The organism is Acinetobacter sp. P1(2025), from assembly GCF_051390655.1.
GTDB lineage: Bacteria > Pseudomonadota > Gammaproteobacteria > Pseudomonadales > Moraxellaceae > Acinetobacter > Acinetobacter junii.
The window spans coordinates 1-13,201 of sequence record NZ_JBPKBJ010000002.1; the positions used below are offsets into that span (position 1 = coordinate 1).

The window sequence follows — 13,201 nt, forward strand, 5'->3', positions numbered from 1 at the left end:
CAGCCTATGGAATTGAGGTAATCCCAAGCGCAATAGCAATTGGTTCTTGATGATGAAGTAGGAATTAAACATTAAACCCACGTAAGTAGGTTTAAGTAGGTTTTAAATAACGGAATAGACTATTAAAACGGTAATAAACACTTTCAGGGTGCGCTAATACAGGATCATCCTTATATGGATTGGCATAGCGAACCTCGCCTAGTAACTCGGGTATCGCTTTTTGGGCATCTTCAAAGGTTTTGTATTTACCGAAAACAGAGATTTTCCATTCATCATCGGAATACTCATCATTTATCAGTCTGCTAGAGTCATAATCATCTTCATTAAAAGAAAAATCAGCACCGTTGTATGTGATTTCATCGTGTTTTAGATATACAGGATTATTTGAGATAAAAGCAAAATCTGAATCAATATTTCTACTTAAGTGTGGGTGTGAGCCAACGTAGGTATGTTGAATTATAAAGAACGGAGCTTGATCTGACATTGTGGGTGGCCCTGATATTATTTGCTTGTGATAATTTATATCACAGAATCAATAACAAAGATTTGAACCAACAAGCTATATACGACACAAGTTGTCATGTAGGCTTTGAATTTCAAGCTATCTTAAAAAAGTTAATCACATGGGTGATAAATCAGCTTGAGCAACTGACACCTCTATCAGCGTAATATCAGTTAATCACATAAGTGATATATCTTGCTCTACTGCATTAATGGCAAGTCAATTTACTTCATTTAATCACATAAGTGATGTGGCGAAAAAGCGTTACTCGCACAACAGTTAGTGCATTTCACCTAATCACATAAGTGATGTGCCACCAATAGCCATTATAAAACATGGAATCGAATTTTCACCATAGAATTTAAGTCGGGGTTTGAGCTTTGAACTCGCTAAAACGCCGTGATAGGTACACGGCGCATAGGTAAATTGCTTTTGTTGTGATTATTTAAACTATTGAGGTCGATAAATGTAAGAGCAGTCGGGGCAAGTAATTTCCGATGCTTTATTTTTAATAGTTAAGCGTCTTGCTCGGCTTGAGCAAATTGGCTTGTATTTACCATCTATAACCTTTGCCACGTGAACAACATGATTAAGATCAGCACACATCACCCATTCTTGGCCCTGCATGTTTTTATCTATTAAAAATTACGGTTATGATAGGTTAATTATATAATATATACCGCAATAAGAAAATAAAATTCACAAAAAAGTATTGATTGTTATTAATCACATAAGTGATGTGTTATTGATTGCTAATCAATCAGAACCAAAGATAATGCCACCTAATCACATAAGTGATATGTCACTTTAAATTTATATGCAAATACGAAAAAAGATGCCACCTAATCACATGGGTGATATGTCATTGTGTGCTACTAGGTAATCAATACAACCCCGACCACCTAATCACATAAGTGATATGTCACACTATATGTACATCTATCCTACAGACCACAAACCACCTAATCACGTAAGTGATATGCCACTTCGGGAAAACTACGAAAGCATACAGTACCTTCCACCTAATCACGTAAGTGATATGCCACTACCCGTCCATCAGAAATGAGGCAAGCTGTATCCACCTAATCACGTAAGTGATATGCCACTTTATTCAGATACCGACTCGATTATCGGGAAACCACCTAATCACGTAAGTGATATGCCACCACGAATAGGCTTGTTGTAGTCAATTTTGCTTCCACCTAATCACGTAAGTGATATGCCACTAAAACTTTAGCGACTAAAGATATTATAAAACATAGCCTTAGAACTATAAACCTAATTTACCCCAATAATTTAAAACGATTCAGGAAAACCAATAAAAACAACAATATCCCGAAACACGAAAAGTAAAGGGTATCTGACGTTTCACCATGAATTTTTAGTCGGGCGTGATGCTTTGAACTCGCCGTTAATGTCCAAGCGGAAGCGTAAGGCTAGAGAGCGCAAGCGAAGGCTTTTGGCACACGGCGCATGATCGACAAGCAAAAAAAAGCCTAGCCGATGGAAAGGGCTAGGCAAATAGGCTTAAGTTGTTAATTATATCAAAAAAACAGAAATTTGGGTTTTGCGTTGGAGTTATTTCATTGAATCCAAAAATGAGGTTTTTCGATTGTAATAGCGCAATGGGTTATCAAACATTTCCCCCATACCATTCCAATAATCATAAATACCATCAAAACGTAAGTTTAAATATTTACCTTTATCATCCTGAACCAAGAGAAACACATTACAGTCGTAGCGGGTATAAGGTTTATCAGGATCATCTTTGGATACACAGGCTGACATATCCGCTTTAACAAACTTAAATTTATGACCGAACTCTTTTGAGATCACAGCAACATCTTTATCCGTAATCGACTTAAGCTGCTTGCTCTTATCTAAATCCTTAAAGGCATAATAGTTTAACCCCATAAGAACAAGGATCATTGCAAATACAGTGAGCAAGCTTTCAGATAATAGCTCTTTATTCATTTTTACAACCTAACCTAAATTTAGCGCAAAACCGCTACATACATAAAGTAAATGAGCGAAGGGATATACAGTAAGAGAAACCCACCAACAAGAGCAGGGAACCCCTGAAACAACACTCTAAACACCAAGAATATGCTGACAAACAAATAAACAATAATGGCAAGAAAGAAAATCGTTGTAATCACATAGCTTAAGATCGGCCCAATAAATGAAAATCGAACTAAAATATTAAATACGGCAAAATAAGAATTAAAAACAAGATCAAGTAACGGTACTGTGGTGTAGTAATGGAATGTATAAAATACTTTCAAGAAAATATTATGCTCATTCTTCATCACGACTAATGCATTTGTAGTGAAAAGATAGATGAATTTAAAACAAGCAAACATGGCAATCGCAATGGCTATTTCAGCTTTTGGCGCATGTTCATCTAGCTCCCTTGCTGTCGCTGCCATGTTGCGAAAGTCATTCAAACTCGGATTGGACATTGTTATTCCTTTCATGTGAATTTTATGTGTTCAACTTGCTACTAGAGTATTGAAAAAACACAGTTAAAACAATCGCCTTAACTGTGTTTGAGGATTTATATTTTAGCGAAAATAACCGCTTCCGATTCATTTAACTCGTAATGGAATTTGCTTAATGCGTCCTTGTGAAAATCAGCTAGGTAGTTAGCCACAATAGGAACAGTTTTGGATTGTTCATAAATCCAAACAATATCATCAGTAGCTAATCCTGAAATAGATTCAACATACATCTGCATATATACATCTGAAAAGCTTTGTGCCTTTTTATCAAATGGCTCTGAACCAAAGGCCAATATTTCAATATCGTTCAAGCTATAAGTCACCTGATCGACAATAATATGATCTTTACTTGTAAGGTACTGTTGGTAAACCTTACCAATTTCAGAACTTTCCATATTCACAATGTCAAAACGGTGCTGTAACAACCCCAAGATTGACATTGCCTTAAGGTTATCCAACTTTGATGAAGCTGCTCCAAGAAAGTCGGGGGAAAGGTAGGCTTGATCGTCAGCAACGGTCAAAACAACCACTTGAGGCTCCAAACTCGCATCAATAGCTTTAAATAGGGCTTTAAATCGCATGGTTGGCTTCCTTATACATTTTCAGGTGATTTTGTGGTTGCAGTCGTATATTTCTCAAATAACGCCACTAAGGGCTGTTTAAAGGTAATAGCGGTATCATTCGGCTCTTTACCTTTTTTGATGCGGAAAAGATTATTATCAGCATCATTCATAAACTTTAAGTGGTATGAATTAATGAAGTTTAACCAATCTTGAGAGCTATCTTGTTCTAAATAATGCAGATACATCAAGGAAATTAATAGATCGGTGTGACCACTATAAGTATTTAACTCTTTCACGAAGTATTTAACATCTTCTACAGCAAAGTAGATCGCATCCTCACCAAACTGATCTTTAAAGCTATTCAGCACAGACACGGCGATTTCTTTTGTGACAGGTTGGAATACATAGTCATCCAAAAAAGCGACAACATTTTCTAAAGTGAAATCTAAATAATGTGCGCCGTTATAGTTGCTCGTATAGTTTTGATAAGAAAATTGAGCTTTTATTCCAAGACTACTGAATGGATAATATTTATCGTAGATTGCCTCTTTGACAATATCCCAAAAATACTTATTCGTATCTTGAGTGGCATTTAAGATGGCGTGTTCAACCAATGCACTTTTATTCACTTTTTTGTGTGAAATATAGTAGGGGTCACTTTGCAAGATACGCTGCAAAACTAATGAGCTTTGAGTTATTGAAGCTTGGGTCTGAATGAAATTATGTAATTCTTTTAAGTTGTAATGATACGATTCAACCAATGCTTTAATTTCAGCAACAATTTGTGCATGTAAAGGCATTTCACGGTTAAAAATAAACGAAGATGGAATGGCGTTCATAGTGTCTAACATGGTGTTTTTCCTCTAGTTGATAGGAATATTATATAATATATACCACACCAAGACAAGGAAATTCACAAAAATGTATGTATTGTTTTTAATCACATAAGTGATATGTCACAACTCGAAGGATTAGAAAAATCAGTTGTAATACCATCTAATCACGTAAGTGATATGTCACACATTTATGGAAAACTTATAGCAGTTACCATCCACTTAATCACATGAGTGATATGTTACTCCCTGTGTCTGTCGTAGCACAGTTATTTCTTCACCTAATCACGTAAGTGATATGTCACTTAATGCCATGTGCGCCATTATTTCCTCATGTTCACCTAATCACGTAAGTGATATGCCACATTAAAGCAATTTTCAAAATTAGTCTGTTTAGCCAACTAATCACATGAGTGATATGTCACGCTAATTACTTTCTTTGAGAAACAAAGAAAAACCAACTAATCACATGAGTGATATGTCACGATAACGCCAATGATTTACCTGTGCCTTATAACCAACTAATCACATGAGTGATATGTCACAATTACTAGAATCTACAACATTATTTAAATGTCCAACTAATCACATGAGTGATATGTCACACTCAAATAAAAGCAGTCATATTGATGAATAACCAACTAATCACATGAGTGATATGTCACTGCTTTAACGAAAGCCGTTGCTTTGTTGATCTCCAACTAATCACATGAGTGATATGTCACAATTTCTTCATTTCTAAAGATTTCTTTCATCTCCAACTAATCACATGAGTGATATGTCACTGAATTTGGCTCGTCACCCCTTGAAAGCAGATCCAACTAATCACATGAGTGATATGTCACTAGAACATTAGCGACTAAAAAGATTATAAAACATAGTTTTAGGACTATAAACCCATTTTACCCCAATAATTTAAAACGATTCAGGAAAACCAATAAAAACAACAACATCCCGAACCACGAAAAATAAAGGGTATCTGACTTCTCACCATAGGTTTTAAGTCGGGCGTGATGCTTTGAACTCGCCGTTAATGGCCAAGCGGAAGCGTAGGGCTAGAGAGCGTAAGCGACAGGCTTTTTTGGCACACGGCGCATGAGCGACAGGCAAAAAAAAGCCTAGCCATTGGAGTAACTAGGCAAAAAAAGGATAACTTTTTAGCTTGATCCTAGTTAGACCAAGCCTTAATAAGTTCAATGTCATTTTTTACATCAACATAGTCAGCGTATTTAGCTGATACTTCATTGGATTTGGCATATTTACCAATGGCACGAAACATTTTAAGAATAAGTATCGGTGTAGATAGGTGAGAGCGTAATAGACGACTACGGATTGAATTAAAGCAAATAAGCTTATTATCACCATCTACTTGCTGTAATAAGGTTTGAATTGCCTCTAGCTCTGAATTATTGAACGAATAATCACGCCCAAGATCAGCAAATGTTTTAGCTAGAAATTCATCATAGGCTTTTTCATCGTTATCAAGCAAATCAAGTAACGATGCTTTTAAATCTTTTTTAGGGATAATAATTGGATTCTTAAAATTACTAATTCCCTTTACCCCTGCACGAAGTACAAAACTATCATCACCAACGATGATAATATTTTTACCTTGTAATTGAAGTGATTGAATATTCATGGTGTTTACTCCCTAGTTGATAATGACATTATATAATATATACCACACTAAGACAATGAAATTCACAAAAAAGTATTGATTATTTTTATAGTTTTTCCAATCAAATTCAGGCACTTATTTAGATAACCGATATTAAATTTAGAACCTCAAGAGCCAAGTCGGGGATCATTGCTTTGAAAACGCTTTTGCTGTTCATGGCCAAGCGGAAGCGAGGTCGTATTGAGCGAAAGCGAAGGCTGCGGGGCGTTAGGCGGGTGCAACCGTAGGCTTAGAATTAGGCTTGGGAACCCGATTCAGTAGGGGAAAATTATGTCAGGCGGTTTTCATTCACAAATGTTTTTTTTGCTTCACCTTAAAAAAAACTTTATGTGAACCAAGATTGGTTGGAAACAATCGCTTAAATCCCATTGAAAACTGCTCTGTAAGTTTGAAATGGCATGGCGAAATACATGGACGTATGAGCCTATAGAAGTATGAGCAATCAGCGAATGCCGAGCTTTTGATTTAATGTGAAGTGATTTTTATCACTTCACATTTTTGAGTGTTTAGAACGGCAATTCAGATGATCTTTGAAGTTCTAAACGCTCCGCTTTTTCACGCTCGATTTCCGCCAATCGAGCCAAAGAAGCCTTATTATTTTTGATGTAGGTTTCAAGGTCTGTGGTGTCTTGTGGTAATGAACCATCACCATCAAAATCATTTAAATCAAAATCCGCAACATGCGTAACTGTAGATGCGTAAGCATCTACAATCAAATAATCGAAAGTATGAGTATGAGTAAGCTCATCGTAATCTTGGGTCGGATGATTGATATTGGTTACGTTTTCATAGAATGATGGTAATTCAGAGAATGACGCTGTTGTAAGGCGAATTTGATCAGGGAAATCAGGGTTTAGATCGGCAACATTCAAATCATCTTTTTTGAATAGATTATTGTCGGCTAAATGGTTTAAAACTTTTCCTAGTGATGTTGGATAGTCCATCACTAGAACTAAATAATCATTGTTTGATTTTTTGATAAAGATAAAAGATTGATTAATAATCATGGTGTTACTCCCTAGTTGATAATGACATTATATAATATATACCACACTAAAACAATGAAATTCACAAAAAAGTATTGATTTTATTTGTTATTTTTATAATCAAATTCAGGCACTTATTAAAATATTCGATGTTAAAACCTAACCGATCAAGAACTAAGTCGGGGCTAATGCTTTGAGGTCGCTGTTAATGATCTAGCGGGAGCGAAGATCGTGCGGAGCGTAAGCGAACCCGCAAGCCGTAAAGAAATTTTTATTTTGCGACAAATAAAAAGCCTAGCTATTAGCTAGGCTCAACCAAATTAAGCGATCAAGGCTTGATTGCCTTTGGGTACAGCATTTCGCACAGAAATTTTACTACCATCTTCTCGACCTTTAGCAGTAGCAAAAGCGTTCACCTTATGCTCACGTCCAAAACTTGTTCTCGTTTCGATTTTTCGCTGATCATAAAGGGCTTGAAGGAACAGATTTGTATCTTCACTTGTAATAGGTGTTACTTCAATATTTTGGAAAGCAGAACCCACCCACGCAAAAAGATAATCATCAGCAAGTTTTGTTTTACGGCTTGGTGAATATCCATAATTTTTTATTGATCTAAGGAATTTTTTGCGATCATATTTGGCAAAGGTTAATAGGCTATCTAGCGTATATTGTGCAAGATCAGTATTAATGCTATTACCAACAAACAAGGCATAAGTCATTTTCGGTGTTTGAATATAAACCACCTCGCAATAAAACATTTGGGCTACTTTAGCCGTTAATTGCGCTTCCCAAATTTTCACTCTTTTATTCAGGTGATATTCATTAATTTTGATCTTTGATTTTTCAATATCTAAGTGAGAAATATTATAAAGGCTCATTAATTTTTGAGCTTGTTTTAAAGCAACAGCAGCCTCATTTTTATTGCTAGAATTTGATAGCTCAAAACATTTTTTTATTTTTTCGATAATTTCACTGTTTAAATAAGTCATGGTGTTACTCCCTAGTTGATAAGGGTAATTATATAATATATACCACGCCAAAACAATAAAATTCACAAAAAAGTATTGATTTTATTTGTTATTTTTATAATCAAATTCAGGCACTTATTAAAATATTCGATGTTAAAACCTAACCGATCAAGAACTAAGTCGGGGCTAATGCTTTGAGGTCGCTGTTAATGATCTAGCGGGAGCGTAGATCGTGCGGAGCGAAAGCGAAGGCGGGTTTTGGGTTGCCAAGTACAAGGCTTGGCGTGATTCGCTATTAATATAGCTCGGCAAAAATGGTTTTGATCATGGTATCAATTGAATATTGTGGCAACTCGCTTGATTTGGAAATCTTATTTTTGAGTTGGTCATCAACAAATAGAGAATCATCACCGATATTCAGGCAAGCCGACCATTGTAGTTCTTCACGATTAACAGATGAAGGGCGATATAACTTAATAAAAGTCAGTCTTTCTTCTGAACCATTAACAATGAAATTGTGTGGAATTTTAAGCTCTATAAGTTTGTTGGATAGTAATTCAGCATGACTAGCACCCGAATCATTTAATTGATCTTCTAAAAGTAAATGAGTTAATAACGCACCTTTGCTATTGACGTTTTCAATTTGAAAACCCTCAAAATACTGATCATCTAAGGGCATATCTTTTTCCAAGTCCTTAGCAATCTCAAGGACTTCATCACGCAAATTTTGCGGAATAATAATATTTGTAATCACGGCTAATTCAGGAATAAACATAGGCTGACCTCTTAAATAAATAACAAAAAAAAAGCCTGATTAATTCAGGCTTGCTCGGTGAGCGTATTTGTAGGATTTAAGAGCGTCACAAGCTCTTAGCCAATCACCATCTAATCTAGGATTAGAAGTTAAGGTATCAACCGACATGATGCGGTTACGGCTCTCATTATCGCTATGAACGATAGCAAGACAGTGTTCCTCTCGGATATAGTAAATATCCAAAGCAATACTGTTTTCGCCAATGAAAGAAGCAATGTAAGTTGCTTCTGATTGAATTGCATTTTTACCGTGAAACATAAGCGTTTCTCCCTAGTTGATAAGAGTAATTATATAATATATACCGCACCAAGACAAGGAAATTCACAAAAATGTATGGATTATTTTTATAGTTTTTCCAATCAAATTCAGGTACTTATTAGGATACCCGATGTTAAAACCTAACCCATCAAAACCCAAAGTCGGGGCTAATGCTTTGAGATCGCTCTTGGTGGCCGAGCGAAAGCGAGGTCGTAATGAGCGTGAGCGAAGGCCCGAAAACACACCTCGCACGGAGCGAGATGCCAAACCCCTTTAGGTATCAAACTAGGGGCGGGGTTTAATGATTGAGAATTTGAGAGGGAAAGAAAGCAATTAGCTTGCTTTCTTTAATAACGATTGTTCTTTTTTCATTTCGTAATCGTAAGGCTTAAAGCAATCAATCTGATCTTGGGTGATTGAATCAATCTGATCTTGGGTGATTCCGATCCAACCATCTTGAACGACAAGGCTAGATGCTTGATGACCAACCCAATAACCATCAGTATTGAGGTAAACAGTATTACCGTATTTATCATGGTCAAAACCAAGCACTTTTAAATTTGGAAATGCACAACCGTAGTCATTGATAAAAGTGACGATCTGACCAACTTTAAGATGCTGAACGGCGTTTGGTTCAATGGCTTTATGGTCATTTGAAACAGTAAAGCGGAAACCGAACATATCACCATCAATTATGGTATGAATATGACGCTTTAATAAAGCCTCTGAATCATCTATATAACTCAAAAAAGCTTCTTTGCTGAAATTAGCTCTCGCTTGAGCTAATTTTTCGATGTGTTGTTTAAGTTCTGATTTGTTTAAAGTTTTCATGGTGTTATTCCCTAGTTGATAATGCAATTATATAATATATACCACACCAAAACAAGGAAATTCACAAAAAAGTATGGATTATTTTTAAAGTTTTTCCAATCAAATTCAGGCACTTATTAGAATACCCAATATTAAAACTCGCCCCATCAAAAGCCAAAGTCGGAGCCAACGCTTTGAAATCGCTGTTCATGGCCAAGCGGTAGCGAGGTCGTGCGGAGCGCAAGCGAATGGTTTTTGGCGCACGTGCGACAGGAATTTCAGGCAAAAAAAACCTAGCCATTGGGGGTGGCTAGGCAAAAAGGGTAACTTTTTTTAAAGGGGTGGCTTATTCAGCCTTTAGGGTGACAGCCGTAACCGCTTTTTTATTGTAAACCTGTTCGACTTGTAGCCCTGCAATGGCTGCGATACGTCTAACAGCACCAATACCAACCTGACCATCAACGATAAACTGACCTGTTTTAACCGCTTCTAGGATTTCAGGGATTGAGGCATCGTTTGTATTAAGGGATTTATCATTGAACTTAATTCCAAAAGGAACTTTGTTTGCAATATTGGTGGCTGCATAGGCTTCCATAGACTGTGCGAACACATCAAGATTCACTTTGATGAACTGATCGACCAATTCACCTGTCACAGTGCTTAAAGGACTTACGCCATTATTGTTGATTTGAGTGAGGTAGCCTTTACCGCTACGATTAATATTATGATTGACCACAACAAATGAGGTTCTTGATTTTACGTTAATTGTTAGATTTGCTTGCATGGTGTTATTCCCTAGTTGATAGGGTAATTATACAATATATACCACACTAAGACAATGAAATTCACAAAAAAGTATTGCTTGTTTTTGTAATTATTTAAAACAAATTCAGCAACTTATTAGAATACCTGATACTAAATTTAGCCCCTTGAGAGCCAAGTCGGGGATTACGCTTTGAAATCGCCGTTGATGATCTAGCGGGAGCGAAGATCGTGCGGAGCGAAAGCGAAGGCCCGAAAACACATCTCGCATGGAGCGAGATGCCAAACCCCTATTAGGTATCAAACTAGGGGCGGGGTTTAAAGAGAATCCCACCATCATTTTAAATGGTGGGTGGTGTTACAACTAATTGCTGTTGTAGTTGTAACTAATGTTTGTTGGCTTGCCATAGCTGACCTGATTAACTTTAACACTTGTTTGAGCCTGTGGCTGTGAGTTGTTAATGTAGGTCGGCTGTTGTTGCTGTTGCTGTGGTGCTTGGCGTGGTGCTGAAACTGCTTGGCGTGGTTGTGCCTGTGGTTGGGTACGCTGTTGCGGTGCTTGGCGTGTTTGCGCCTGTGGCTGTGGCGCATACTGTTCTTCATCAAAGAACGGCGCATTATCAAACGGCCCATCATTAAATTGCGGGTCGTATTGATCTTGGTACTGATCTTGGTACTGATCTTGGTATTGGTCTTGGTAGCGTGGTTGCGCCTGTGGACGCTGTTGCGGTGCTTGTTGGCGTGGTTGGGTACGCTGTTGCGGTGCTTGGCGTGGTTGCGCCTGTGTGCGTTGCTGTGGTGCTTGGCGTTGGAAGTTTGTTTTTAGGTGATCAGGAATTTGACCGATTTGACCTGTAATAATTGAGAACTCGCCTACCGAATCCGTAATAATGACTTCGGGCGCAATACGTGATTGACCGTGATTATCTTTCCAAGAACGATAAGTCATCATTCCGTTCACCATCAATTGATCGCCTTTTTGAAGCAAAGACACTACATGAGCGCATCGACCTTTAAAGACAAGGGTATGCCATTGGGTTTGTTCTGCACCACCCACAAGGTTATTAGTCGCTAATGAAATTTTGGTGATGATTGATTCATCTTTGAACTCGACAATCTCAACTTTGCCGATGTTGCCAAGTAAAGTAATAGTGTTGATCGTTTTCATGGTGTTTACTCCCTAGTTGATAAGGGTAATTATATAATATATACCACACTAAAACAATGAAATTAGCAAAAATGTATGGGTTATTTTTTATAGTTTTTCCAATCAAAAACCGATACTTATATAGATAACCGATATTAAACCCACCACCACCAAGAGCCAAAGTCGGAGCCAACGCTTTGAGATCGCCGTTGATGATCTAGCGGGAGCGAAGATCGAAGGGAGCGCAAGCGAATGGCCTATGCCACACGGCGCACGTGTGACAGGCAAGTTGATTTTTGTCTATGGAGCTTCATCGGTGGTCGTTTTTTCTTTTTCTCTATTTGCAGCATAGAATCGAAGGAAGATCGTAATAAATGAGATTAGGAACATTCCAAACAATAGGTAAACGACTGTTTGCATCGTTGATAAATCAAAAATGCTAAAAATAAGGGAATAGGCTATTAAAATGACACCAATCGCCCCAAGTACCAAGCAATCTTTTAAGGTAATTTTACTTTTTGCTCTTGGTACAGATGCGGTATCTATTTCCTTATTCTCGGGTATGAGTTTATACGTGATCAACATAGAAATATGTACAACCCCAACCATTGCGAAAATACAAAAAATTGGGAAAATTATATTGAATTTAGTTTGTTCTGAACTTCCAATAAAATCTAGATTGGCGATAGGCATGATCATATTAATGAATATCATTGAGATCACGCCAAATATCACAGGAAAAACAATCGCCCTTAGCATATTTTTAACACTAAAAACTTCTTTCATTTTACCCCCCAAGATTGCTAAATGAATCTTTATTCATTGTATGTGAAATGAATCATCATGGGTACTTGAACCATGATGATTCACTTATGATTTATGCTAGGCTGATCTCTTGACTAAGCTCTTTCCCTTTTAAGGCAAGCTCGGTTACGTCCCTTACAGCAGAGTATTTTTTAAGGGTTTCCCACGTTTCAGCCGAGATTTCTTCAATGTCGCTTGTTATGGTGAATGTCTTTTCAATACCGTGATCATCTTCGCTAAAAAGGGTAAGGATAACATCACCACTATCTTTATATTGAATATAACCAAAGTCCTTACCATCAACACCATCACTTAGGACGATTTTTTTAACAGCGTCACTTAGACTTAATTTTGCATAATCAATATCTAAAGCAAAGGCACTTTCATCAAATGTTTCAGTTAGATTGATTAAATAAGGGTGCAGCAAAGATTTTGCTTCTGCCAAAGATGGAGCAGTTACGCCAAAATTTACATCATACTCATCTGAAAAGTATCCCATTAACACATCAATAGAACTTACGGATAATGAGCATTGTTGTATGAGAGCAATAAAGAACTCAACCACAGCAAGTACC

The 13,201-nt window shown here is 37.0% G+C and carries 16 protein-coding genes and 1 CRISPR repeat array; all 16 genes read right to left on the reverse strand.

Going from position 1 to position 13,201, the window contains the following annotated elements:
* Positions 1-91 precede the first annotated feature (91 nt).
* Positions 92-484: a hypothetical protein gene (locus ACSC97_RS00665; protein WP_436658662.1), complete on the reverse strand. Its 393-nt coding sequence runs from the start codon at positions 482-484 to the stop codon at positions 92-94.
* 796 nt (positions 485-1,280) lie between these two features.
* A CRISPR array of direct repeats spans positions 1,281-1,728; the repeat unit is 28 nt; unit sequence CCACCTAATCACGTAAGTGATATGCCAC.
* 352 nt (positions 1,729-2,080) lie between these two features.
* Complete coding sequence (locus ACSC97_RS00670; RefSeq protein WP_436658664.1) at positions 2,081-2,476, reverse strand: hypothetical protein; 396 nt, start codon at positions 2,474-2,476, stop codon at positions 2,081-2,083.
* 20 nt (positions 2,477-2,496) lie between these two features.
* Positions 2,497-2,964 (reverse strand): hypothetical protein, encoded by a 468-nt coding sequence (locus tag ACSC97_RS00675; RefSeq protein WP_436658666.1) that lies wholly within the window; start codon positions 2,962-2,964, stop codon positions 2,497-2,499.
* A 95-nt stretch (positions 2,965-3,059) separates the two neighbouring features.
* The gene (locus ACSC97_RS00680; protein ID WP_436658668.1) at positions 3,060-3,584 is read right to left on the reverse strand and encodes a hypothetical protein; all 525 of its coding nucleotides are present in this window, start codon (positions 3,582-3,584) and stop codon (positions 3,060-3,062) included.
* Positions 3,585-3,595: 11 nt separating this feature from the next.
* On the reverse strand, positions 3,596-4,417 hold the full coding sequence (locus ACSC97_RS00685; protein ID WP_436658670.1) for a hypothetical protein: 822 nt from the start codon (positions 4,415-4,417) through the stop codon (positions 3,596-3,598).
* A 1,150-nt stretch (positions 4,418-5,567) separates the two neighbouring features.
* Positions 5,568-6,038: a hypothetical protein gene (locus ACSC97_RS00690; RefSeq protein WP_436658672.1), complete on the reverse strand. Its 471-nt coding sequence runs from the start codon at positions 6,036-6,038 to the stop codon at positions 5,568-5,570.
* Positions 6,039-6,583: 545 nt separating this feature from the next.
* A complete protein-coding gene (locus ACSC97_RS00695) occupies positions 6,584-7,084 on the reverse strand; it encodes a hypothetical protein (protein WP_436658674.1) in 501 nt (166 codons plus the stop codon).
* A 299-nt stretch (positions 7,085-7,383) separates the two neighbouring features.
* Positions 7,384-8,118: a DUF2786 domain-containing protein gene (locus tag ACSC97_RS00700; RefSeq protein WP_436658676.1), complete on the reverse strand. Its 735-nt coding sequence runs from the start codon at positions 8,116-8,118 to the stop codon at positions 7,384-7,386.
* 208 nt (positions 8,119-8,326) lie between these two features.
* A complete protein-coding gene (locus tag ACSC97_RS00705) occupies positions 8,327-8,806 on the reverse strand; it encodes a hypothetical protein (protein WP_436658678.1) in 480 nt (159 codons plus the stop codon).
* A gap of 39 nt (positions 8,807-8,845) precedes the next feature.
* Positions 8,846-9,103: a hypothetical protein gene (locus ACSC97_RS00710; protein ID WP_436658680.1), complete on the reverse strand. Its 258-nt coding sequence runs from the start codon at positions 9,101-9,103 to the stop codon at positions 8,846-8,848.
* 333 nt (positions 9,104-9,436) lie between these two features.
* Complete coding sequence (locus tag ACSC97_RS00715) at positions 9,437-9,934, reverse strand: hypothetical protein (RefSeq protein WP_436658682.1); 498 nt, start codon at positions 9,932-9,934, stop codon at positions 9,437-9,439.
* Positions 9,935-9,995: 61 nt separating this feature from the next.
* Positions 9,996-10,214, reverse strand: a complete 219-nt coding sequence (locus ACSC97_RS00720) for a hypothetical protein (protein ID WP_436658684.1) — start codon at positions 10,212-10,214, stop codon at positions 9,996-9,998.
* A gap of 45 nt (positions 10,215-10,259) precedes the next feature.
* Entirely contained in the window at positions 10,260-10,697 is a 438-nt protein-coding gene (locus tag ACSC97_RS00725; RefSeq protein ID WP_436658686.1) for a hypothetical protein, read from the reverse strand.
* Between the two features lie 342 nt (positions 10,698-11,039).
* On the reverse strand, positions 11,040-11,843 hold the full coding sequence (gene ssb / locus ACSC97_RS00730; protein ID WP_436658688.1) for a single-stranded DNA-binding protein: 804 nt from the start codon (positions 11,841-11,843) through the stop codon (positions 11,040-11,042).
* 279 nt (positions 11,844-12,122) lie between these two features.
* The gene (locus tag ACSC97_RS00735; protein WP_436658690.1) at positions 12,123-12,608 is read right to left on the reverse strand and encodes a hypothetical protein; all 486 of its coding nucleotides are present in this window, start codon (positions 12,606-12,608) and stop codon (positions 12,123-12,125) included.
* Between the two features lie 91 nt (positions 12,609-12,699).
* A complete protein-coding gene (locus ACSC97_RS00740; protein ID WP_436658692.1) occupies positions 12,700-13,191 on the reverse strand; it encodes a hypothetical protein in 492 nt (163 codons plus the stop codon).
* Positions 13,192-13,201 lie beyond the last annotated feature (10 nt).

Bases quoted from the DNA above. Each gene is read 5' to 3' on its own strand.
- ACSC97_RS00665 (WP_436658662.1), bottom strand. From the start codon at position 484: ATGTCAGATCAAGCTCCGTTCTTTATAATTCAACATACCTACGTTGGC.
- ACSC97_RS00670 (WP_436658664.1), bottom strand. From the start codon at position 2,476: ATGAATAAAGAGCTATTATCTGAAAGCTTGCTCACTGTATTTGCAATG.
- ACSC97_RS00675 (WP_436658666.1), bottom strand. From the start codon at position 2,964: ATGTCCAATCCGAGTTTGAATGACTTTCGCAACATGGCAGCGACAGCA.
- ACSC97_RS00680 (WP_436658668.1), bottom strand. From the start codon at position 3,584: ATGCGATTTAAAGCCCTATTTAAAGCTATTGATGCGAGTTTGGAGCCT.
- ACSC97_RS00685 (WP_436658670.1), bottom strand. From the start codon at position 4,417: ATGTTAGACACTATGAACGCCATTCCATCTTCGTTTATTTTTAACCGT.
- ACSC97_RS00690 (WP_436658672.1), bottom strand. From the start codon at position 6,038: ATGAATATTCAATCACTTCAATTACAAGGTAAAAATATTATCATCGTT.
- ACSC97_RS00695 (WP_436658674.1), bottom strand. From the start codon at position 7,084: ATGATTATTAATCAATCTTTTATCTTTATCAAAAAATCAAACAATGAT.
- ACSC97_RS00705 (WP_436658678.1), bottom strand. From the start codon at position 8,806: ATGTTTATTCCTGAATTAGCCGTGATTACAAATATTATTATTCCGCAA.
- ACSC97_RS00710 (WP_436658680.1), bottom strand. From the start codon at position 9,103: ATGTTTCACGGTAAAAATGCAATTCAATCAGAAGCAACTTACATTGCT.
- ACSC97_RS00715 (WP_436658682.1), bottom strand. From the start codon at position 9,934: ATGAAAACTTTAAACAAATCAGAACTTAAACAACACATCGAAAAATTA.
- ACSC97_RS00720 (WP_436658684.1), bottom strand. From the start codon at position 10,214: ATGGCTAGGTTTTTTTTGCCTGAAATTCCTGTCGCACGTGCGCCAAAA.
- ACSC97_RS00725 (WP_436658686.1), bottom strand. From the start codon at position 10,697: ATGCAAGCAAATCTAACAATTAACGTAAAATCAAGAACCTCATTTGTT.
- ssb (WP_436658688.1), bottom strand. From the start codon at position 11,843: ATGAAAACGATCAACACTATTACTTTACTTGGCAACATCGGCAAAGTT.
- ACSC97_RS00735 (WP_436658690.1), bottom strand. From the start codon at position 12,608: ATGAAAGAAGTTTTTAGTGTTAAAAATATGCTAAGGGCGATTGTTTTT.